The sequence below is a fragment of the Limnochorda sp. LNt genome (assembly GCF_035593265.1).
GTDB lineage: Bacteria > Bacillota > Limnochordia > Limnochordales > Geochordaceae > Geochorda > Geochorda subterranea.
The window spans coordinates 2,167,210-2,189,428 of record NZ_CP141614.1; the positions used below are offsets into that span (position 1 = coordinate 2,167,210).

Here is a 22,219-nt window from a genome sequence, read left to right on the forward strand (position 1 = left end):
ATCTCAGGCCCACATTACCACGCCCGCCGTCTTCTTGCAAGCCCTTTCCGTCGATGAAGCCGAAGGGCTGGCGGCACGTGCGGGCGCCGGCGGGCGCTGACGGGCGCCGACGCGCGCCGACGGGGCCCCGCGAAGGTGACCGTCGGCCCTACGGGGGTCGCGATGGGTGCGGGTTCGCGAGAGTAGGGGTCTTTAAATAGGTATTTAAATTCCGCCGGGTGTCGAGACCGATACCCCCTGCACCGCCCGCGCCCCGCCGACCGCCGCTTGCGGCGCCTCGTGGGACGGTGGCGGCACGGCGCGGCGCCCGGAGGCGCCACGGACAGGGAGCGCCGGCGAGGGAGGCGCTGGCGGCGCCCTCATAACGCTGCCAGCGCCTCGACCAGCCGCCTCGCCTCCCGCAGGCCGTAGACCACGCGGTTGCGGCCCCTCACCAGCGAGTTGGTCGCGAAGAAGGCCTCGACGCTCTCCTCGGGCGACTCCGCCAGTCGCTCCGCCGCCACCGCCAGGTCCGGCAGCGGCGGGACCGGCAGGGCCGGATCCTGCCGGAATGCGCCCTCCCGGGCGAAGTGCAGCCGCACCAGGATGCGGCTGACCTTCATCAGCGTCTCGTTGAGGGGCCCGACGCCGATCCGCCCCGCCTGGCGCGCCGTCTCCATCGACTCGAGCGCGGCCTCGAGCCGGTCGAGTTCGTCGAAGACGCCGTCCAGCACCGACCTCGCCGCCGGCCGGCCTTCCAGCTTCCTCGCGTACGCTTGCGCCGCCTGACGCATGTCGGCCACCGCCGCCCGCACGTCCAGCGGCAACACTTCCGCATTGGCCAGTCGCCACACGGCAAGGGCGTAGATGCGGGTGTCCCGCACCAGCAGCTCCCGGTCGGCCACCTCCAGATCGTCGTCCTCGGTGTGCCACTCGACGTTGCCGCCACACCCGCCCACGCCGTAGTAGCCCTTCGCCCGCCGGATCTCTTCGGGCATCGTCGACGAGAGCATGAAGGCCGCGCTGATCCCCAGGTTGTTGAAGGAGTAGTCGCCCGCACGGGGCGGCCGCCCGCCCCCGACCTCCTGCCCCGTCAGGTCCCGCACGACCTCCTTGACCAGCCCCTCCAGCTCCGGCGTCCACGACACGTCTTGGAGCACCTCGGCCCACCGGCAGCCGGGGGAGTCGCAGTTGACGTGCGCCACGCACCGCTCGGCCAGCTCCACCCCAAAGGCGTCGGCGTACCACGTCGAGCCGGCGTAGCGCCCCTGGGAGTGCCCCGGCCACCAGGCCACCCGCACGCTGCGCCGCAGCGCCGCCCGGTGCTGCCAGAGCGCCCGGGCGATCTCCAGCAGCGCGCCGTCCCCTACCGCGTTGTCGCCGACCCCGACGTGCCACGAGTCGAGGTGCCCGTGCAGCAGCACGAACCGCTCCGGCTCCACCGCCCCCGGGATGGTGGCCACCACCACGGGGCACGGATACAGCCCCTCCTCCAGGCGGGTCACCACCGTCACCTCGAGCCGGCGCCCGCCCCCCGCCGCCTCCCGGGCGGCCGCCGCCAGGCGCTCGCCGTCGGAGCGACTGACCGCCGCCACCGCCAGCTTGGGCCGCCGGTGCTGGTTGTCCAGGTCGGGCCCGCCCCAGACGGGCGTGCAGATGGCCTCGTGGATGCGCTCCCCCGGGCTGATGAAGATGGCCGCTACCGCACCTCGGGCCTCCAGGTCGGTCACCTTCTGCGGCAGGGGCAGCCCCTCGGTGAGGGCGACCGCGCCCTCCAGGTCACGCCGCCCGCTTCCATCCAACCCTGACTCGAAGAGATCCGCGCTCCCCCGGGCGAACCCCGACGGGACGTAGACGAGCGGGCCCCGCCGCCCGCCGGGCCCGGTGGAGGCCGAGAAGGACGGGGTCTTGGCCCGGATGGCCGCCTGGCCCGGCGCATCCACCCGCACCTCGGCCCCTCTCGGCAGGCTCAGGTAGAGGGTCGGCGTGTAGACCTCGACCGGCACGCCGGCCTCCCGCAGGCGCTCGACGACGTACCGGGCAGCTCTGCGCTCGTCTTCGCTGCCCGACTCCCGCACCAGCGTGGCGAACCGCTCCACCAGCCGCCACGCCTCGTCGCCGGTGATGCTGGCCATCAACGCCCGCTCGTCCGGGCTCAGTCGGCGCCACTCTCGTGGGGTCGTATCGTCTTGTCTCTCCCGACTCACCTGCGTCGTCTCGTTGCTTCGCATCGGCTGCATCGCCTGCCTCGCGTCGCCTCGCCCCGTCACCCGGCCGCACGCTCCCCCCGCGGCTGCCCCAGTCGCCTCGCCAGCCCGTGCAGCCACCGCACCATCGAAATCTCGAAGTCCAGCACGCCCTGGACCGTGCAGTACTCGTCGGTGGAGTGCTGGCGCCCCCCGTGGCCCATGCCGCCCGTCACGTACGGCATCCCCAGCACCCGTTCGAAGACGTAGTACGGCGCCGAGCCCGGGTTGAGGGGCCACACCTGCGGCGGCGCCCCCATCTCCTGGTACGTCTCCACCATCGCCTGCACCGCCGGCTCGTGCAGGCTCACCTTGGACCACGGATAGGTGTTGAGCACCCGCATCTCGATGTCGGCGTAGCCGTGCCGGTCCAGGTGCGCCCGGATGGCCTGCGCCACCCGCTCCGGGTCCATCCGGGGCACCAGGCGCACGTCCATCTTGGCCAGCGCGCGGTGCGGCAGCAGCGTCTTGGTGCCCTCGCCGACGTATCCGCCCACGATGCCGTCGATGTTGAGCTGCGGCTGGGCAAACAGCCGCTCCCACAGCGGCAGCCCCCGCAGCCCGCCCTTGAAGCGCCGCACGTGCTCGAACGCCATGAACGGCCGCTCGTCGAGCCGCCCGCTGGCCACCTGCTCCTCGAGCAGCCGGCGCTCCTCCTCGGGCAACGGCTCGGCGCCATCGAAGAAGCCCTCGACGCGCACCTGCTCGTCGGCGTCGACCATCGTGGCCAGGGCCTGCACCAGCCGCCACGCCGGGTTGGCCACCCAGGCGTTGTAGGAGCCGTGGATGCCCCGCTCGGTGGGCCCGCCCCAGTCGCCGCCGCGGCACTCGAGCTCGAAGTAGACGATGCCCTTGGTGCCCAGGGTCAGCCAGGGCACGCCCTCCTCGTCCTGGCTGAAGAAGGGGAAGAGCACCGCCTGCGCCGCCTTGAGCTCCCCGGCGTGCGCCTCGACGAAGGGCAGGAAGTGCCGGCTGCCCATCTCCTCCTCGCCCTCGATGGCGAAGATGAGGTTGACGGGCAGCCGCCCGGCCGCCGCCTGATACCCGGCCACCGCCCGGAAGAAGGCGGCCAGCGGCCCCTTGGTGTTGACCGCGCCCCGTGCGATGATGCTGGGGCCCAGCCGGGGCAGCTCCCGGATCTCGGCGCCCCAGGGATCCGAGCTCCAGTTGGGCTCGTCGGCCGGCATCACGTCGTACATGCCGTAGACCAGCACCGTGTGGGGCGCCCCCTGGTCGAGTCGCCCGTAGACGATGGGATGCCCCGCCGTGGGCACCACTCGCGCCTGTCCGCCCAGGGCCCGCACGAAGCCGGCCACCTGTTCGGCCGTCTCCTGGATGCCCTCGCCCGTGTAGCTGACGCTGGGCGTGCGCAGGAAGGCGCGCACCGCCTCCAGGTCCTCGCGGAAATGGGCCCGCAGGTGCTCGATGACACGCTCGATGACTGGCTCGTCGAATCGCTCGTGGACCCCGTCGTTGACTCGCTCGTCGCTCATGGCCTCACATCCCACTCCGAGGCTCGAAACTCGAACGGCACGATGGACGGATCGGCGTCGACCAGGCGCACGTTGACCGCGGCCAGCATGTTGGGGTAGTAGAGGAAGACCGCCGGCACCCGCTCCTGGAAGAGCACCTGCAGCCGGTCGTAGAGCTCCTTGCGCCGGGCGGGGTCGCGCTCGGCGGCCGCCGCGTCGATGAGCGCGTCCACCTCCGGGTCGGAGAAGTTGGAGAGGTTGTACTGTCCGCCGGTGCGGAACGTGGAGCTGACGTGGTCCGGGTCGAAGGTGTCGGTCCAGCCCAACACCACCAGATCGAAGTCGTCGCTGAAGACCCGGCTCAGCACCGTCGGGAAGTCCAGGCGCTGGATGCGCACCTGCATGCCGACAGCCTGCAGATTGGCCTGGATGATGGCCGCCGTCTGCTCCCGCAGCGTGTTGCCCGTCGGCACCAGCAGCTCCACCGTGCGCCCGCGCTCCCAGCCCGCCTGGCTCAGCAGGGCGCGGGCCGCGGCGGGGTCGTGGGGGATGGGGTCGAGGTCCCGGTTTTCGTATGGCGTCACCGGCGAGAACGGCCCCCGCGCCCGCACCGCCTGCCCCTTGTAGAGCTGCTGTACCATCAGGTCGACGTCGACGGCCATCGCGATGGCTCGCCGCACCCGCACGTCCTGGAAGTAGGGGCGGGCGTGGTTGATGGCGAGGAACTGGTACCCCAGGGACGGCTCCGTGACGGGGCGCAGGTGGGCCGCCCGCTTCACCAGCTCCCAGTCTTGCAGCGGCACCTCGCCGATGCCCGGCCCCGCCACCACGTCGATCTCTCCGTTGATGAGGGCCGCAGCGATGGAGGGCGCCGGAGCGATGCGGATCAGGATGCGATCCACCCTGGCCGGGCCTCGATAGTAGTGGTCGTATCGCTCGAGCTCGACGTACTGGTCGGTCACGTACCGCACGAAGCGAAACGGCCCGCTCCCCACCGTCGGGCGCAGCAGCGCATCGGCCCGCGCCAGCTGCTCCGGCGAGAGCCCTTCCAGCAGGTGCTTGGGGATGACGAAGACCCCCGTACCGAACTGCTCCAGGAACCTGGCCGGGTCGACCGCCGTCTTGGTGGTGATGGCGATGGTGTGGGCGTCGATGACCCTGACGCCCGGGATGGTGGCCCCCATCTTCTTGCCGTTGGCGTCCAGCCCCTCGATGGACTTGATGGCGTTGCCCCGGTTGGTCTGGACGCCCGGTGTGGCGATGGTCTCGATGGTGAAGCGCACGTCCTCGGCGGTGATGGGGCGCCCGTCGTGCCACGTCGCCCGCGGATCCAGGTGAAACGTGTAGGTGCGCCCGTCCGCCGAGATCTCCCACGAGCGTGCCAGGCGCGGCCGGAAGCTCATGTCGGGCCGCATCTCCACCAGGCTGTCGTAGATGAAGTGGACCACGAAGTAGCCGTAGCTGGAGTCGGCGTTGATGGCGCTCAGGCTGCCCGGCGCGCTCCACAGGCCGACCCGGATCACCTTGCCGGCCTCGGCCGCCCCGGCCATGCCCACCAGCGGGGCCAGCGCCAGTGACGACACCACCAGCAGGGCGAGCCCTACCACGACCTCGACGGCGACCCGTTTGCGACCTCGCATGCGACCGCGCACACCCATGGACGTCGACGCTCCTCTCCTCTTCACAGCCTCGTGCGGGGGTCGAGCGCGTCTCGCAGCCCGTCCCCCACGAAGTTGATGGCGAGCACCGCCAGCACGATGAGAAGCCCCGGTGGGGCCCACAGCCACGGCATGCCCTCCAGCACCGCCATCGATTGGGCCTCCGTCAGGAGATTGCCCCAACTGGGGGTGGGAGGCTGGACCCCCATGCCGAGGAAGCTGAGCGACGCCTCCGCGATGATGGCCTGCGCCGTGCCGAAGGTGGCGGCCACCAGCACGGGGGGAAGGGCGTTGGGAAGCAGGTGTCGCAGGAGGATGCGATGCTCCGGCACCCCTACCGCCCGGGCGGCGGCCACGAACTCCTGCGCCTCGAGCCGCAACACCTCGGCCCTGACGAGGCGGGCGATCTGAGGCCAGCCCATGAGACCCAGCACCAGGATGACGTTGCCAAGGCCCGGCCCCAGGATGGCGACCAGCACCAGCACGAGCACCAGCGAGGGAAAGGCCAGCACGATGTCGCTCAAGCGCATGAGGGCCGCGTCGACCATCCCGCCGGCGAACCCGGCCACTGCCCCCACCATCACCCCCAGCACGACGTTGATGGTGACCGCCGCCACGCCCACCGCGAGCGATACCCTCGCCCCATGAAGCACCCGGCTCAGGACGTCACGGCCGATGGTATCGGTGCCCAGGGGGTGGGCGAGGGAGGGCGGCTGTGCGAACGCCAGCGGATCCAGCGCGGCCGGGTCGTACGGGGCCAGCACGGGCGCCAGGAGGGCCGCCCCGCTCAGCCCCGCCATCACCATCAACCCGGCCACGGCCAGCCGGTGGCGGCCAAAGCGGCGCGCTGCCTGGGCCCAGAAGGAGCGGCCGGCCGCCGGATCGGTGGCAGCCGATGCCTCACTCGTAACGGATGCGAGGGTCCACGACGGCGTAGAGGACATCGGCGATCAGCCCTCCCAACAGTACCGCCAGGGCGGCCAGCAGATTGATGGCCATCAGGGTGGGGTAGTCACGCCCGAGGATGGCCTGGATCGTCAGCGACCCCATCCCCGGCCACTGGAAGACCTGCTCCGTGATGACGGCACCCCCGATCAGGGCCGGCAACTGGAGCCCGGCCATGGTGATGACGGGGACCAGGCTGTTGCGCAGGACGTGACGGGAGACGACCCGCCACTCCGCCAGCCCCTTGGCCCGAGCGGTGCGGACGTAGTCCTGGCGCAGGGCTTCGAGGGCGCTGGAGCGGGTCAGCCGCACCACCATCCCCACGTTGGTCAACGCCAGCACCGTGGCGGGCAGCACCAGGTGCCGGGCCACGTCGCCCCACGACGCCTCGCCCCCGAGGGTCGCCATGCCGCCCGTCGGCAGCCATCCCAGCCGCAGGGCGAAGACGTAGATGCCCGCCAGCGACAGGAAGAAGGTGGGCAGGGACACGCCCGACACGGCCACGAACCCGCCGACGTAGTCGACCCACGAGTAGGGCCGCAGCGCCGAGGCGATCCCCAGGGGGACCGCGACGGCGTAGGCGACCAGCGTGGCGACCGTCGTCAGCAGGAGGCTCGGTCCCAAGCGCTCGGCGATGCGATCGGCCACCGGCTGATAGGTGGTGAAGGAGAAGCCGAGATTGCCGGCCGCGAGTTGCCCCAGCCATTTGCCGTACCGGACCGGCCACGGCTGGTCCAGGCCCAGCGCCTGGCGGCGCGCCATCCGGTCCGCCTCGCTCATCGACGGGTCGATCATCAAGTCGACCGCGTCGCCTGGCGCGAGGTCGATGAGGAGGAAGTTGAGCAGGGTGATGCCGAGCAGCACCGGCGCCATGATGGCCAGGCGCCGGACGATGAACCGAATCATGACGGCCTCTCCCCATGGTGCGGTCCGTCCGCGGCCGCTGCGCGCTCGAAGGCGGGCGGGACGACCCCTCCGAAGCGGGCGGTCACCTCGGCGGCCGCCTGGCGGACCAGGGCCCCGTACCGGGGGACGAGGGCGTCGGGCAGGCGGAAGGACGGCCCCGCCACGCTGATGGCCCCCACAGGCTCGCCCGACGGGCCGAAGATGGGGGCTCCCACCGCCCGCGCTCCCGGATCGACGTCCTCGTCGCTGAAGGCGTAGCCCCGCTCGCGAACGTCGTCCAGGATGCGGCGCAGGCGGGCTGGATCCAGGACGGTGCGGGGCGTGTAGCGCGGCAGGCTCGCCAGCTGGGCCAGTACCTGCTCCTGTTGGTGGGCGGGCAGGTAGGCCAGGATGGCCTGCGGGCAGGCCCCTGCGTGCAGGGGGTAGCGCCCGCCGACGCGGGCGGTGAGCCGCACGCGCTGCGCGCTGTCGCGCAGATCGACCACCACCGCCAGCCGCTGGTGACGCTCGACCAGGTGGACGGACTCGCCCGTCTCGGCAGCCAGGCGATCCATGACGGGACGGGCGGCCCGCACCAGGCCGATGCGTTCACGCGCCGCCTCGCCCAGGGCCAGGAGGGTCGGGCCGAGACGGTAGCGGCGTTCGCCCGGCTCCTGCACGACCAGGTCGTGGCGCTCCAGCGTCCGCAGGAGGCGATAGACCTGCGTCTTGGTCAGCCCGAGCTGGCGGGCCAGCTCCGAGACGCCCGCGGTGCGCTCCGGCGGCCACTGGGCCATGGCCAGCAACAGCTGGACGGCCTTGTCCACGCTGGCGATGGCGTAAGTGTCGGCCGCCAGGCGAGGCGCCGGCGAGTCCGTCGGCGACCCCAGCGGCGACACCGTCGGAGACCCCGGCAGCCCCAACGATCCCGGCAACCCCGTCGATCCCGCCGTCACCCCGTCTCTCCCCCCTGTCCCCACCCTGCCCCTCCCCGACCCGACGGCTGGCCGGGCCGATGCCGTCCGATCTCGAGGAGGCGGGTGTTACGTGTGATAAAACGCCGTTTTGCTATCGAGAATTTGACGGGCGATGTTCGACGGGTCCATCGACCCTCCTTCAGGGGCGGCACAGGTATACAGAAGACATGGGCCGGACGCGAGACGAGCCGGACAGGCGCTCCCCGTCCGGCTCGTCCTCGATGGCTCGCTGGTTCCCGTTCGGCGGCGGTCGGCCACTGGCCCCCGCCGCCGCCAGTCGCCGCCGCGCCCCGCCCGCGGAGGGGGTGTCCTCCTCTGCGTGACGGGCGGATTTTAAAAAGTTATTTAAATTCCGCTTCTATGGCGAGAGCGACGACCTATGTGGCGCGCCTGCGCCCGATGCGCCTGGAGATACCAAGGGGGTGACCCCTCGGCGGAGTCACCCCCTCACCCTGACTGCCGGTATCCGGCCGCGGCTCCTGGCGCCACACGGGCCCCCGCGGACCGGACGGCTAAAACCTCAGGGCCAGCGACAGCCTGTGCGAGTCGGGCAGGGTGGCCGGCATCAGGTAGGCGTAGTCCACCTGCAGCGACCCCAGCCGCAGGCCGATGCCAGCCGTGAGTTCCCGAGAGTCCGCCGCATCCTCGCCGTCGCCGCCCATCGGAGCGGTGATGCCACCCCGCAGCGCCAGCAGGCCCAGGCCCAGTTCGGCACCCGCGTGGTAGTACTGGCTGTGCCCGCCGACGCTCTCGACGTCGGCCGCCAGCAGCAGCGAGCGCAGGCGTACGCTGGCCCCGGCCACCAGCCGCCGCTCCCAGGCCTCCACAGCGCCCGTGCTGTAGCGGATGGGCGTGGCGACCGCGTTTTCGACCACGAGCCCCAGCCTCACCGGGCCCAGCTGCACCAGCGCACCGGCGTCCAGCGCCGCCCCCGTGCCCTGCGCCGGGCCGAGGTCAGGCTCATCCCCGCCGACCAGCTCCGCGCTCCTCACCAGCAGGTACTTGCCCCGCACCCCCACCGCCACGGGGCCGAGCTCGGTCGCCGCCCCCACGAGCCCCGCCAGGTTGCTGTAGGCGAAGTTCGGCAGGATCTCGCCCCCTTCACCCGCTCCTGGGATGCCCGGCGAGTTGAGGTACAGCGCCCCGACCCCCAACTTCCTCAGCGCCAGCCCCAGGGCGCCGTAGCCGACGACCTGGTACTGCGTCGAGTAGAAGCTGGTGAGCCCCGGCCGCCCCAGCGTGGCCAACCCCGCGGGGTTGTAGAAGAGGGCGTTTTCGTCTTCCGACACGCCCGCGAAGGCCCCGCCCAGGGCCAGGGGCCGAGCGCCGGCACCGATCTGGAAGATGGCCCCGGCCCCCACCACCGTGCCGTCGCCATCCGCCGCCGCGACGGCAGGCCCGACCGCCAGCACGGCAACCATCGCCAGAGCCAGCGCCCACTTCGACCGCATGCCCGTCATGGTAGGTCCACCCCGTCCCTTCCGCATCCGGCTCAGCGCTGGATGACGAGCCGCTCGGGCCGCTCGGTCACGGGCCGGCCGTCCTGGTCCAGCAGCACCCACAGGTACAGCCCGCTGGCCAGCGGCCGCCCGCCGGCGTCCGTCAGGTCCCACGTGGTCGAGCCGTCGGCCTCGAGCGCCAGCGTGCGCACCAGCCGCCCCGCCACGTTGAAGATGCGGAGCGTGCCACCGGCCAGGTCCGCGTCGTAGTAGAAAGTCGCCTCGTGCCGGGCGGGGTTGGGGGCAACGTAGGTCTGCACCACCACCACCCGCACCTCGTCGGGCTCCGACTCCTCGCCCACCGAGTCCGTCACGACCAGGCGCACCCGGTACTCGCCGGGACGGTCGACGAGGAGGTGGACCTTCGCCGCAGGCTCGCCGAGCGGTTGGATCTCCGCCACGGCGCCGACGGGCCTGTCGACGATCGTCCACTCGTAGCCCGTCACGGACTCGCCCTCGTCGGGGTCGTACGACGCCGACCCGTCTAGGAGGATCGGGCTGTTGACGGCCCCGTACCGATCCGGTCCCGCCACGGCCACCGGGCGGTTGGTGGTCTCGAACACCACCACGTCGGGTAGGCTCTCCCCGTAGCCGTCGTTGACGACCAGCGTCACCACGTATCGACCTGGGATGTCCGGCGTGAACGTCGTCGTCGGCGAATCGATGGTAGAGAGCGTCGCTTCGCTCGATTCCGGCTTCGCCACGAGATCCCACCGGTAAGTGAGGGGGTCGCCTTCGGGGTCGGAAGACCCGCTGCCGTCGACGACCACTTCGTACCCCACTCGGACTCGACGGTCGGGGCCCGCGTTCGCGACCGGAGCACTGTTTTCGCTCACCAGGACCTGGACGAAGGCCGCGTTGCTCTGCGCTCCCCTGTCATCGTAGACCGTCAGCGTCACCAGATAGGTGCCGAGTGCGTCGTAGGCATGCGCCGGATGCTGATTGTCGCTGTTATTGCCGTCCCCGAAGTCCCACGACCACGAGATGATCGAGCCATCATCGTCGACGGACGCGTCCCTGAACTCAACCGCCTCGCCGACCGCGACGCGGAGCTTCGACGGCGAGATGGCCGCCCTGGGTGGAATCGTGCCGTACTCCACCCGCTCCCGGAGCTCATGCCAGTAGTCGCCGAGCAACACGACGGGCGGCGGCTCCTCGGAGCTGGAGCTGAGCGCTCCCACCCTCTCCGTGAGTACCCGCTGCAAGGTCTGGAGCGTCTCCGGCCCCGGGCGCTGCGCCTGGTACCGCTGCATCACGGGGTGCGCCGGCATCACCGACGGATCCAGCCGGCGGGTCGGCTGCGGCGCGGGCTTGCCCGCTGGCGCCGCCAGCGATGCGGACGCCGACTCGGCCCCGAAGAAGGTCTGGAGCGACCCGTACCCCAGCGTCATCTGCGGCGTGATGGCGGCGAAGACCCGCCGGTAATCGCCCGCCTGGCGGACGACGCTGTAATCGGGGTCGCCCACCGGCCCCTCGTCGTAGAAGACCCCCGCCCCCGACGCCGTCGGGCGGATGGTGTCCGTGAAGTCGAGCCCCTCGGCTCCCAGATCAGCCCAAAGCAGGGACAGGCTCTGGTGCTTGCCGAGCTCGTCCGTCGGCACGCCAGCGAGCAGGTTGGGCAGCACGCCGTAGCCGGTGTCGTGCTCCACGTAGCCCACGTGGAAGTATTGCTGCATGAACGGCACCGGCGTGGTCGACGTGAAGTCGCCTCCCGCGATCATTCCCAGCAGATCCTCGCCCGACAGCCACATCTTGCCGCCCCGGTCGAGCAGGGAGGCGATCCAGCGCTGCTCGTAGTCGTCCGGATAGCCCCAGATGCGTCCATCCCAGAACCACCAGAAGTCCTCGGCCCCGCTCGCGGCCGTCCCGTCGGGGCTGGATATCAGGGGCAGTTTGGAAGCGTCCGCGTAGATGACATCGAATCCGACCGCCGTCAGATCCAGCATGGCCCAGTTGTCCGGCCCCAAGACGATCAGGCTGTTCGCGTCAGGGTCATCCACGAACCAGACCACGTCGCGGGCCCCCTCCGACGGCGGCGCCGTGATGACGTAGAAGAAGCGCTCCACGCGGTTGCCCTGACCGTCGTCGGCCACGTACGAGACCAGGTGGTCGAAGCCCTCGGTGTAGGTGCGGGTCGTCGACAGGCTCGGCACGGCCTCGTACGTCGGCTCGCCCCCCTCGGGCACCGTCCAGAACCGCCACTCGAAGTACACGTCGTCGCCATCCGGGTCCGACACCTGTGCCTCGAAGCTCACCGTAGCGGGCAACGTCTTGTTGATCTGGTCGGTCACGGCGTAGGAGACGACGGGCGCCCTGTTGACGCTGGCTTGCGTGAGGTACGCGTAGACCCGGCCGAGGAGCGTGGCCAGCCCATCGCTCGCCCCGGTCCCCTGCACCGGCAGCCGATGGACGTCGAACGCCGCGAAGACCAGCCGGTAATCCCCGGCGTACCGGTGGCCCACGAAAGGTAACGCCGTCTCGGCGTCGCCGGTCAGGATGCCGACGGCCCCGCCGGCCGGGTTGTAATAGTCGACCAGCGGGAAATCTCCCGAGAAGGCCAGGCCTGCGCTCACCAGGTCGCCCGGGACACCCGCGATCGAGGTCGCGCCCTGGTCCAACACGACGGTGCCGATGCCGAGATACTCGCGGGCGAAGCTCGTCCCGGCGATGTCGTTGAGAATCCCGCGCCCGGTCAGGAAGAGGCGCCCGCCGTTCGCAAGATACGCCGTCAGGAAGTCGATCTCCGGGGTCGTCAGAGACGGCTGCACCGTGATGCCCGCCGTCCAGACCAGCACGTTGCTCACGTTGGGGGGCAGGCTCCCGGCCTCGACGTACTCCGAGGGCACCTTGACGTAGGCGATCCCCGCGACCGCCAGGGCCTCCTCGATCACGTCCGAAAACTCCCGGTGACCGTCGTCGTCGATGAGCAGCACGCTGGCCGGGTCGTTGACCAGGATGCCGATCTCCCGGTAGGAGTCGCCCCCCTGGCTGGTGCCCGCATGGACGGACGCCACATAGAAGCCCGGGGACTGGTATCGATGGGTGATGGTGCCGCTCGGCCCGACCGATTGCGGCGGCGTGCCGTCTCCGAAGTCGATGGTGGCCGATACTGTCGTGCCGGTGCGGCGCGGCTCGATCACCCACGAGAACGTGACCGTCAGGCTCCCTTCGCCGTACACCACGTCCGCCTCGAAGGCATCGATGAACGGCGGGTAGATGCCCTCCAGGGCGTTGTAGAGGTTGAGCCGGCCCTCCGTCTGCATCTTGCCGACGAAGGCCGCCCGGTGCTCGGTCGAGTCGAGCAGGCGATCCTTGATGGTCTCCGCACCGGGGCTCCACCCCGGCGCTCCCGGATACTGGGGCATGTCGGGGAAGGCCGCGATGAGCAGCGCCGCGGCGCCGGCGACGTGGGGGGTGGCCATGGACGTCCCCGCGAACCAGTCATACCCGCCCGGCACCGTCGAGAGGATCCAGAAGCCCGGTGCCGCCAGGTCGACGCTCTGCCCGCCGTAGTTGGAGAACGACGCCAGCCCGTCCTCCCAGTCGCTGGCCGCCACGGCGATGACGTTGTCGAGGTCGTAGCTCGAGGGATAGTGGGGGGAGACGTCGTTGTCGGATCCGTCGTTGCCGGCTGCGGCGATGAAGAGAGTGCCTGCCTCCTCGATGGCGCGCCTCAGGGCCTCGCTATAGCCCCCGCCTCCCCACGAGTTGTTGGAGAGCGTCGCGCCGTTTTGAGCGGCGTAGGTGATGGCCTGGATGGCAGCGGCCGTGGAGCCGCCCTCGGGCCCCAAGAACTTGAGGGGCATGATCCTCGCGCCCCAGGCGATGCCCGCCACGCCTGCCGCGTTGTTGGCGACGGCGGCGATGGTGCCGGCCACGTGCGTGCCGTGATCGTCGCCGTCCGCCGGGTCGAAGACGGTGTTGTCGTCGTGGTAGAAGTCCCAGCCGTACACGTCGTCGATGTAGCCGTTGCCGTCGTCGTCGATGCCGTTGTCGGGGATCTCGTCCTCATTGACCCAGATGATGCCCTGCAGGTCCGGATGCGTGATGTCGACCCCCGTGTCGATGACGGCGACGATGACGCCCGAGGCGTCGCGATGCAGCTCCCACGCCTCGGGCGCGTCGATGTCGGCGTCGGGCCGCCCCGTGAGCCCGATGCCGAGTGGCGCCAGGAAGGCCTGTCCCTCGTTGTGGAGGCCCCACAGGTACTCGAAGTCCGGGTCGTCGGGGATGACCGCCAGCGGATACCACAGGTAGTTGGGCTCCACGTAGATGCGCCGGTCAAGGGCGGCGGCCACGTTGGCCCTCTCCAGCTGCTGGCGGATCCGCTGGATGCCTTGCGGCACCGACATGCCCGGCGGGAGCTCGACCACCCTCACCTGCGACCCCTGCCGCAGCGTGATGGTGCGCCGCACCGTGCCGCCCATGGCCCGGACGCTCTGCTCGACCGTCATCCCCAGCTGTTCGACGGGCCTGGCCAGCACGTCGGCGTCGACCCCGCCCTGGATGCCCAAGGCAGGAGCCCGCGCGACCGTGACGAGGACCTCGCCGTCGACATAGCGCCCCGTGGGAGCGGTCCGCACCTCGAGGGGCGGCAGGTCGTCGGGCCCGGCCGCTGGCCCCGCGCCGGCCCCGGCCAATCCAGCCGACAAGACGAGAACGTACGCCAGCAGGGCCACGCTCAACCAGGAGCGGATGCCGTCGCGACCGTTGAAAGCTTCCACGACGCCCAACCCCCTCGAGGTTCCGGATTGTTCAAGATCGGGTCGCCACTTGACGAATCGATGGAACCGACGGCGCGTTGACTGAAGCCGTTCGTGGCGGGAAGGAGAAACCCTGCCGACAGGACGCCTCGTTGCGTTTCGAATCACCGAGGATGGAGTCGAACGAGGCTTAGCCCTCCCCGCCCGCTGGCCTCGGGTGCTGTCGGAGCGACGCGCAGGGGCCGCTCCGCATGGCTGGAGCGGCCCCCATTTGAACGGCGCGAACCGGCGCCACTACTCCTCCAACGGCGTCGCCGACCCGTGCCCGCTCACTTGATCCTGTGTCCCCTCGCTTGATCCTGTGCCCCGTCGCTTGATCCTGTGCCCCCTCACTTGATCGCGCTGGGGGTGGCCACGTGCGCGTAGGTCACCTCGGGCAGGGTGCCGGGGTCGACCTCCACCGGTGGCAGGAGCTCCGCCTCCAGCTCCGGGATGCGGGACACCCGCCCGTCCAGGTAGGCCTCCAGCGTCTCGGCGACCGTGGCGAGGCGGGCCATCAGCCCCCCGTAGCGGCGTTCGACGACCTCCCACCCGAAGGGCTCGTACGTCGCCATCCACATCGCCCGGTGCGTGCGCCACAGCCGGTCGACCGCCGCCCGCAACGCCGGCAGCTCGACATCCGCCATGCGGCGCAGCGCCGCCCGGTCCCCCTGCCGGTAGGCCGCCGCCAGGCGCCGACGCAGCTCGCTCTTGAGGGCCAGCACCTGAGCCATCCGGGCCGGCAGCAGCAGCCGCCGCCCCAGCGGCTCGACGTCCCGATCTTCACCCGTCGCACGACGGCCCGTCGCCATGCGCCCGCCCGACGCGGGATGCCCTGCCGACATCGCATGCTCGCCCGACGCCGGATGCTCACCCATGGCCTCTCGCCACGCCACCTCCGCCCGCTCCGCCGCCTCGGCCAGCTCCGTCGCCAGCCGCTCGTAGTGCGCCGCGAGCGGCCGCCCTTCCACCAGCGGATCCATCACGGCCAGCAGCGGATCCTGCCACAGCAGCCACTTGCTCGGGTTGGCTCGCGACGTCGCCGGGTCGTGCACCCCCGGCGGCGCATCGACGGCGCTGGCCCGCACCCAGTCGTCCAGCTCCGCCCCGGGGCCGCACGCCCCCCTGAAGTTGGCCCGCAGCAGCGCCGGATCCACCGTCTCGGCCGCCGTATAGCCGTGTTCGGCGAAGAGCTGGATGCCCGGCAGCGCGCTGAAGACGTCGCACTCCATCCCGTCGTCACCCCACATGGTGACGAAGGCCTCCCGCAGCCCCTTGCGCTTGCACGCCCGCATGCAGGCTTCGGTGGCCGTGAACGAGAAGGGCAGCGTCGCCCACAGGCGGTTCCACGTCCAGACGCCGCCGGCCATGATGGGCTCGGCCCCCAGCTCCCGGTGCCGGTCGATCCACTCCTCGTAGAAGTCGCTCGTCACGTGGTAGTAGTCCCAGTAGACCAGGTCGACGTCGCCGGGGATGCTGCGCCGGACGTCCTCGGGGATGACCGATTCGCGGTCGTACTACTCGTGCCGCTTGGACCCCAACCGAAAGTACATGTCGCTCCAGATCATGGGCCGCAGGCCCCGCCGGCGGCAGATCTCCCGCACCCGTGCCAGGTGGGCGTTGAGGATGTCGAACGGCCGCCGCTCACCGTGGCGCTCCCGGTAGCGGCCGGTGCCGATGCCCCACGCCTCGTCCATCCCGACGTGGATGCGCCGGGTGCGAAACGGCCGGCTGGCCGCCTCGATCATGCGCTCGACCAGTGCGTAGGTCCGGGGCTCCTCGGCGATGAGGACGCTCGCCGTGTCCCGGTAGTCCCAGAAGCGCGGCCACTTGAGGATCTGCTCCAGGTGGCCCAGGGTCTGGATGCACGGGATCATCTCGATGCCGAGCGCGGCCGCGTAGGCGTCGAGGGCTCGCAGCGTCTCCTCTGCGTAGCGCCCCCGCAGGTAGCCGAAGAAGGGTTCACCCGGCAGCTCGTAGGTGTCTTCGGTGTAGAGCATGCAGGTGTTGATGCCCATCAGGGCGACCAGCCGCAGCAGGCGCTGGACGGCCTCGGGCCGCAACACGCCGTTTCGGGAGACGTCCACCATGATCCCGAGCATGCGGAAGGGCGACGCCTCGGTGAACCCCTCCAGGCGAACCCGGCCGCCCCTGGCGCTCGAGGCGGCGCCCCCCTCCGTCTTCCTCGCGGACGCCAGCTGCCCCAGGATGCGCCCGAGGGCCCGGAAGGCCGCCGCCCGCTGGCCGTAGGCGACCCGCAGCCGCCGCCCGCCGTCGAGCACCTCCACCGCCAGGGCCAGCCGGTCGCCCAGCGCCGGGTCGTGGGCGAAGAGGACGTCGACCACGTCCGCCACGTCGCCCCCGGCGGCCGTGCCCACCCCCCGACCCACGCCGGTGCCGGTCGCACCGCCCGCCCCAACCTCGCCCCCACCGTTCCCCCGCCGGTCTCCCGCCTGCACCAACGCGTCGGGGCGTGCCGCCACGAGGGCCCGCAAGCCGTCTCGGAGCTCGTCGGGCACCGTGGCGAGATCGATGCGAAGCATGGGACGCGCCATCCTGCCGTCGCTCCTTTCGACCCGCCACGGCGGCGCATTCGCCGAGGGGCGTCCCCGTCCTTCCGAGACGAGCGGCTCGGCCGGGCTTGGTCCCGCCGGGCGAGTGCTGCCCTGCGTATCTTGTCATGAAGCGATGTCATTGGCACTTTCGCGGACTCGTGGTACCGTATCTGTGAAGTGCCATCTACGAACCGTCACGACAATCCATTTGGAGCGTGTCACATGCAGACAGCGCGGGTTCGATTGGGGAAGGGCGGACGGCTCGTGATTCCGGCGGACTTTCGCAAGGCGTTGGGGTTACGCGAAGGCGACGAGTTGGTGGTGCAACTGTCGGGGGACGAGCTGCGGGTCTTCGCCGTCCGTCGGGCCATCCGCTACGCGCAAGAGATCGTGGGCCAGTATGTGGCGGCTCACCGGTCCCTCGCGGACGAGCTCATTCGGGAGCGGCGACAGGAGGCCGCCGATGAGTCGGTGGATTCTTGACGCGTCTGCGCTTCTCGTGATGTTGCACCGTGAGCCTGGCAGCTCCATGGTCGAGGACGCGCTGGCGGAAGATGCGGCCATCGCGGCGGTCAATCTCAGTGAAGTCGTGGCCAAGCTCAGCGATGCCGGCGTGCCCGAGCCAGCCATTCGCGAAGCGCTGAGTGCCATGCCGCTCACCGTGGTGCCGTTCGACGAGGATCTGGCCTACCGCGCCGGGCTCCTCCGCCGCTTGACCCGAGCCGCCGGATTGTCCCTTGGGGACCGAGCCTGCATCGCCCTCGCGCAACGGACGGGTGCACCCGTGTTGACGGCCGACCGGGCGTGGGCGACCCTATCGCTCCCCGCCGCCGTGCGCATCGTCCGCTGAAAGTTATGGGGCCGAGCCAATGAAGGATGTACGGCACGAGCCCTCACGCCAGGCGGCCACCCCGAGGGGTGGCCGCTCGCTTGGACTCTCTGGCACCGGCATCTCGCTAGCACCCGCACGGTGCCGGCGCCGGTGCGCCGGGCACGCAGAAGACCTGGCCCGGGAAGATGAGGTCCGGGTTGGTGATCTGCGGGTTGCACGCCAGGATGGCCTGCACTGTCGTCCCGAAGCGTTGTGCGATGAAGAAGAGCGTGTCGCCCGGCTGGACGGTGTAGGGGTTGCCGCAACCCGGCGGGCACGGCGGCGCGCCCACGCCCTGCGTCACGCAGAGAAACGTCCCGGGGTGGATCAGGTTGGGGTTGGTGATCTGCGGGTTGCAGGTCTGGAGCTGCTGCACGGTGGTGCCGAAGCGCTGGGCGATGTTGAACAGCGTGTCGCCGGGCTGGACGATGTAGAGCCCGCCGCATCCGCTGGGGCATGGCTGGGTGGGTGCGGGGGCACCCGGTACGCAGAGCACCTGTCCGACGAAGATCTGGTTGGGATTGGTGATCTGCGGGTTGCAGTTGAGGATGGCCTGCACCGTGGTGCCGAACCTCTGCGCGATGGTGAACAACGAATCGCCCGGCTGCACCACGTAAGGCCCGCCGCAGCCCGTCGGACAGACGATGGTCAGGGTCTGCACGGGGGTGCTGGTGTGGCTCATCCAGGTTCTCCCTCCTCGTGGCCGGCTGCCGTTGCCGGCACCCCTGCAGGGTATGAGGAGGTGCCGCCGGCGGGACGGGCCGCCGGTCCCGGAACCGGGCGCGCCGCCAGACCTGTGAGCGAAGGGGCCGACAGTCCTCCCGGCGAAGGGACAGGCAGTTCTCAGGGCGATCCCGGCCCGGCCTGTACGTGGCCGACGGCTCGAGGGTCGCCCGACTATGATGTGTTGCCACGGTTCCCAACTTCTTCACAACTTCTTCATGGTCACGCAACGCCGACCGGTAGACTGAGCCCGAGGACCTCCCCCGGGGCCCGACCCCGACCCCTGCAGCAGGAAGGAGTGGCCCGATGCGCATCCGACGCCGGCTCTTGTGGGTCGCCGGAGCGGCCGCCGTCGTCGTTGCCGTGGCCGCCCTGGCTTCGGTGGTCACGCCGCGAGACGCCGCAGTGCCCTCGCTCGCCACACGGCCGGCGGATTCGACGCCGTCCGGCGGACAGGCCCCCTTCGTGCCGGCAGGGTCCGCCCCGTCGCCGGCGGGCGCCGTCGCCGACGCAGGGGCCCTCGTGCGCTACACCGTCGTCGCTGAGGAGTCCGAGGCCCGCTACCGGGTGGGCGAGACGTTCCTGCGCTTCGACCGGCCCAACGTCGCGGTCGGCGTCACCCGGGCCATCAGCGGCGAGATCCTGGTGGACCCCGCTCGGCCGGCGGCGTCGCGACTGGGCACCTTCACGGTGGACATCAGTCGACTGCAGTCCGACGAGCCCCGCCGGGACCAGGCCATCCGTGAGCGCTGGCTGCAGTCCGCCCGTTTCCCCACCGCCCGCTTCGAGGCGACCGCCATCGAGGTGGACGAGGCGACGGGCGATGGCAGCGACGGCATCCCGGTCACCCTGCACGGCCGGCTCACCATCCGGGACGTGACCCGGCCGGTCACCTTCGATGGTACCTTCCGGCTCGAAGGCGATATCCTGCGAGCGTCTGCCCGCACCACGGTGAGGATGACGGACTTCGGCTTCGATCCGCCGTCCATCGCGGGACTGCTGCGGGCCAACGACGAGGTGCAGATCGAAGTCGACCTGGTGGCCAGGCCCAGCAACCAGCCGTGAGACCGCCCCGGCCCCGTACCCCACCCGGTAGCCACTGATCGCATTTCAACGATCGTCGAAGACCGCACGCATGGCGTCGTGACGGGGCTTTCGGCCCCGGGGTGGGCCATTTCCCTCTGTCGAGGAGGCGGTACGGCCACCTCTGCGTGGGCACGAAGAGCCCGTCAGACCCAGGCTCGAAACCCCTCGTCGCCAGTTCGTTACCGGCGGGGGAGCGCGATGAGGGCCTCGGTTCGCCGACTAGCGGATCTTAAAAAGCTATTTAAAAACCGCTAGTCGCGAACGGAGGACACCGCTCCCGGCCGTCCCTCGTCGGTTGCCCTTCGTCGGCTGGCCTGCCTCAGCTGCCCTCTCTCGGCTGCCCGTCCGCCGGCAGCGGCTGCTCGTCCGCCGCCAGTGTCCGCCTATCCGGCGGGGGCGTAGCCCTCGGCGACGAGGCGCGAGGAAGGGGCGCACAGGGGCAGGATTCGTCGGCCGCGAGGCATAGAGATCGTAATGAAGACCGTTTTCAGTGCGCCCCGGGGAATCCGCACGGGCTGCGTTGCGAGCCGGGAGAGCGAGACGGCGAGACGGGGCCGAGGCTTGGGGGTGCTGCTTTTGAAACTGGTTGCGATCCTGCCGGCGTCGGAACGGCTGGTAGCGCAGACAGCCATGCTCCAGGCGGTGCTGAGCGGCCACGAGACCGTGGTGGTCACCAGCGTCGCCGAGCTGGAGCCTCACCTCCCCAGCGTGGAGGTGTTGGTCTCGACCCCGTTCACCCCCATCACGGAGGCGATGCTGGCCGCCGCCCCCAAGCTTCGCTTCCTGCAGGTGGCCGGCGTAGGCGTCGACCACGTCGACCTCGATGCCGCCCGCCGCCTCGGGATCACGGTGGCCAACGTGGCCGGCGCCAACGCCGTCTCGGTGGCCGAGCACGTCGTGATGGCCATCCTGGCCCTCATGCGGGGACTCGTGGCGGCCCACGAGGCCATGCGGACAGGGGAGTGGCCCCTTGCCCGGTGGATGGCGACGGCCCGGGACCTGGCCGGCCGCACGGTGGGCATCGTGGGGATGGGGCGCATCGGGCGAGAGGTGGCGGCGCGCCTGTTGCCCTTCGGGGTGGCGTTGCTCTATCACGACGTGCGCCGCGTGCCCGCCGCTGACGAGGACGCCCTCGGCGTCACCCACGCGTCGCTCGACGACCTGCTGGCCTCGAGCGACGTGGTCACGCTGCACCTGCCGCTCACGCCCGAGACCCGCAACCTGCTGGATCGGGAGCGCCTCGGCCGCATGAAGCCAGGGGCTCTCCTCGTCAACACCGCCCGCGCCGAGCTGGTCGACGAGGCCGCCCTGGTCGAGGCATTGGGCAGCGGCCGGCTGGGCGGTGCCGCCATCGACGTCTTCGCCCCCGAGCCCCCGCCGCCCGACCACCCGCTGCGCCGCCTGCCCAACGTGCTGCTGACACCCCACGGGGCCGGCGTCACCGCCGAGGCGCAGGAGCGCATCGCGCAGGGTGCGCTCACCAACGTCCTGCGCTTCCTGGACGGCCATTCGCTGGCCGACGTGGTCGTGGAGGGCCACCGTTGAACGTCCGGGAGGCCTTCTTCGCCTGGCTACGGGCCCGGGAGGTGAGCCGCCTCTTCGGCAACCCGGGCTCCACCGAGATCCCGATGCTGGTCGGGCTGCCACCCGACGTGCGCTATGTGCTGGGGCTGCATGAGGCGGTGGTGGTGGCCATGGCCGACGGTTACGCCCAGGCCACGGGGCGCCCGGCCGTGGTGAGCCTGCACGCGGCCCCCGGTCTGGGCAACGCCATCGGCGCTCTGTTCACCGCCCGCAAGAACCGCTCGCCCCTCGTCGTGCTGGCCGGCCAGCAGGATACCCGCCATCTCCTGCAGGAGCCGCTGCTGGCCGCCGACCTGGTGGCCATGGCCCGCCCCGTCGTCAAGTGGGCCGCCGAGGTGGCCGACCCGGCCTCCGTGCCCGCCGCCATCGAGCAGGCCTGGCACCACGCCATGGCCGCTCCGCCCGGGCCGGCCCTGGTCTCGGTGCCGTCCAACCTGTGGGACATGCCGGCGACGGCGCCGCCCCCGTTGCGCCGGGTCGAGACGGCGGCGCTGCCGCCGGGGGTCTCGGCGCTCGTCGACGCCCTGGCGAGCGCCACGCGCCCGGCTCTCGTCATGGGGGCGGGTGTGGCCCGTGGGGGGCCGCAGGCCGTGGAGGCCGCCGTGGCCGTCGCCGAACTGTTGGGGTGCGACGTCTACGCCGACCCGATCGGGTCACGGGCGGGCTTCCCCACCGACCATCCGCTCTTCCGCGGTATGCTGCTGCCGGCCTCGCCCCGCCTGGCGCAGGCGCTGGCCGGGTACGACGTGGTGGCGGTGTTCGGGGCACCGCTCTTCCTCACGTACCCGTACCTGCCCGGGCCGCCCTTGCCGCCGGGCGTGCGGGCCTACCTGGTCACCGACGACCCCGCCGAGGCGGCTCGCTCCGCCGCCGCCGTCAGCCTGGTGGCCGACCCCGGCGCCGTGCTGGGGAGCTGGCGCGGCGGCTGCCCGCCCGGCCTATCCGCTCCCGAGCCGAGCGGTCGAGGATGCCCGCCTGCGGGCCGACGCCGCCCGTG

The 22,219-nt window shown here is 71.2% G+C and carries 15 protein-coding genes and 1 pseudogene; 5 read left to right on the forward strand and 11 right to left on the reverse strand.

Annotation, left to right across the window (positions count from 1 at the left end; all coding sequences use genetic code 11):
• Window positions 1–359: 359 nt before the first annotated feature.
• The 10 genes from VLY81_RS10300 to VLY81_RS10345 form a co-directional block, all read right to left on the reverse strand.
• Entirely contained in the window at window positions 360–2,219 is a 1,860-nt protein-coding gene (locus VLY81_RS10300; protein ID WP_324668079.1) for a M28 family peptidase, read from the reverse strand.
• 26 nt (window positions 2,220–2,245) lie between these two features.
• Window positions 2,246–3,718, reverse strand: coding sequence for a M20/M25/M40 family metallo-hydrolase (locus VLY81_RS10305; protein WP_324668080.1), 1,473 nt, complete (start codon window positions 3,716–3,718; stop codon window positions 2,246–2,248).
• Entirely contained in the window at window positions 3,715–5,337 is a 1,623-nt protein-coding gene (locus VLY81_RS10310) for an ABC transporter substrate-binding protein (RefSeq protein WP_324668081.1), read from the reverse strand. Before VLY81_RS10310 ends, VLY81_RS10305 begins: the two co-directional genes overlap by 4 nt.
• A 41-nt stretch (window positions 5,338–5,378) precedes the next feature.
• A complete protein-coding gene (gene opp4C, locus VLY81_RS10315) occupies window positions 5,379–6,299 on the reverse strand; it encodes an oligopeptide ABC transporter permease (RefSeq protein ID WP_324668082.1) in 921 nt (306 codons plus the stop codon).
• Window positions 6,256–7,206, reverse strand: a complete 951-nt coding sequence (locus VLY81_RS10320; RefSeq protein WP_324668083.1) for an ABC transporter permease — start codon at window positions 7,204–7,206, stop codon at window positions 6,256–6,258. Before VLY81_RS10320 ends, opp4C begins: the two co-directional genes overlap by 44 nt.
• Window positions 7,203–8,141, reverse strand: a complete 939-nt coding sequence (locus tag VLY81_RS10325; RefSeq protein WP_324668084.1) for an IclR family transcriptional regulator — start codon at window positions 8,139–8,141, stop codon at window positions 7,203–7,205. Before VLY81_RS10325 ends, VLY81_RS10320 begins: the two co-directional genes overlap by 4 nt.
• A gap of 533 nt (window positions 8,142–8,674) precedes the next feature.
• Window positions 8,675–9,622, reverse strand: a complete 948-nt coding sequence (locus VLY81_RS10330) for a PorV/PorQ family protein (protein ID WP_324668085.1) — start codon at window positions 9,620–9,622, stop codon at window positions 8,675–8,677.
• 32 nt (window positions 9,623–9,654) lie between these two features.
• The gene (locus VLY81_RS10335) at window positions 9,655–14,385 is read right to left on the reverse strand and encodes a S8 family serine peptidase (protein WP_324668086.1); all 4,731 of its coding nucleotides are present in this window, start codon (window positions 14,383–14,385) and stop codon (window positions 9,655–9,657) included.
• A gap of 368 nt (window positions 14,386–14,753) precedes the next feature.
• Complete coding sequence (locus tag VLY81_RS10340; RefSeq protein ID WP_324668087.1) at window positions 14,754–15,836, reverse strand: hypothetical protein; 1,083 nt, start codon at window positions 15,834–15,836, stop codon at window positions 14,754–14,756.
• Window positions 15,837–15,920: 84 nt separating this feature from the next.
• Window positions 15,921–16,946: a family 20 glycosylhydrolase gene (locus tag VLY81_RS10345; RefSeq protein ID WP_324668088.1), complete on the reverse strand. Its 1,026-nt coding sequence runs from the start codon at window positions 16,944–16,946 to the stop codon at window positions 15,921–15,923.
• A 234-nt stretch (window positions 16,947–17,180) separates the two neighbouring features.
• On the opposite strand from VLY81_RS10345, the gene VLY81_RS10350 reads away from it, so the two are divergent.
• A complete protein-coding gene (locus VLY81_RS10350; protein WP_324668089.1) occupies window positions 17,181–17,441 on the forward strand; it encodes an AbrB/MazE/SpoVT family DNA-binding domain-containing protein in 261 nt (86 codons plus the stop codon).
• A complete protein-coding gene (locus tag VLY81_RS10355; protein ID WP_324668090.1) occupies window positions 17,422–17,808 on the forward strand; it encodes a type II toxin-antitoxin system VapC family toxin in 387 nt (128 codons plus the stop codon). The genes VLY81_RS10350 and VLY81_RS10355 overlap by 20 nt, the downstream gene beginning before the upstream one ends.
• A 106-nt stretch (window positions 17,809–17,914) precedes the next feature.
• Here VLY81_RS10355 and VLY81_RS10360 read toward each other — a convergent pair whose 3' ends face one another.
• Window positions 17,915–18,511 carry a LysM peptidoglycan-binding domain-containing protein gene (locus tag VLY81_RS10360; RefSeq protein ID WP_324668091.1) on the reverse strand — a complete coding sequence of 199 codons (597 nt, stop codon included), beginning with the start codon at window positions 18,509–18,511 and terminating at the stop codon, window positions 17,915–17,917.
• A 347-nt stretch (window positions 18,512–18,858) separates the two neighbouring features.
• Here VLY81_RS10360 and VLY81_RS10365 point away from each other — a divergent pair, with 347 nt between their 5' ends.
• The 3 genes and pseudogenes from VLY81_RS10365 to VLY81_RS14790 form a co-directional block, all read left to right on the forward strand.
• Window positions 18,859–19,617, forward strand: a complete 759-nt coding sequence (locus VLY81_RS10365) for a YceI family protein (RefSeq protein ID WP_324668092.1) — start codon at window positions 18,859–18,861, stop codon at window positions 19,615–19,617.
• 597 nt (window positions 19,618–20,214) lie between these two features.
• Window positions 20,215–21,183, forward strand: coding sequence for a 2-hydroxyacid dehydrogenase (locus VLY81_RS10370; protein WP_324668093.1), 969 nt, complete (start codon window positions 20,215–20,217; stop codon window positions 21,181–21,183).
• Between the two features lie 41 nt (window positions 21,184–21,224).
• A pseudogene (locus VLY81_RS14790) lies at window positions 21,225–22,070 on the forward strand (thiamine pyrophosphate-binding protein); the annotation flags it as partial.
• Between the last annotated feature and the right edge of the window lie 149 nt (window positions 22,071–22,219).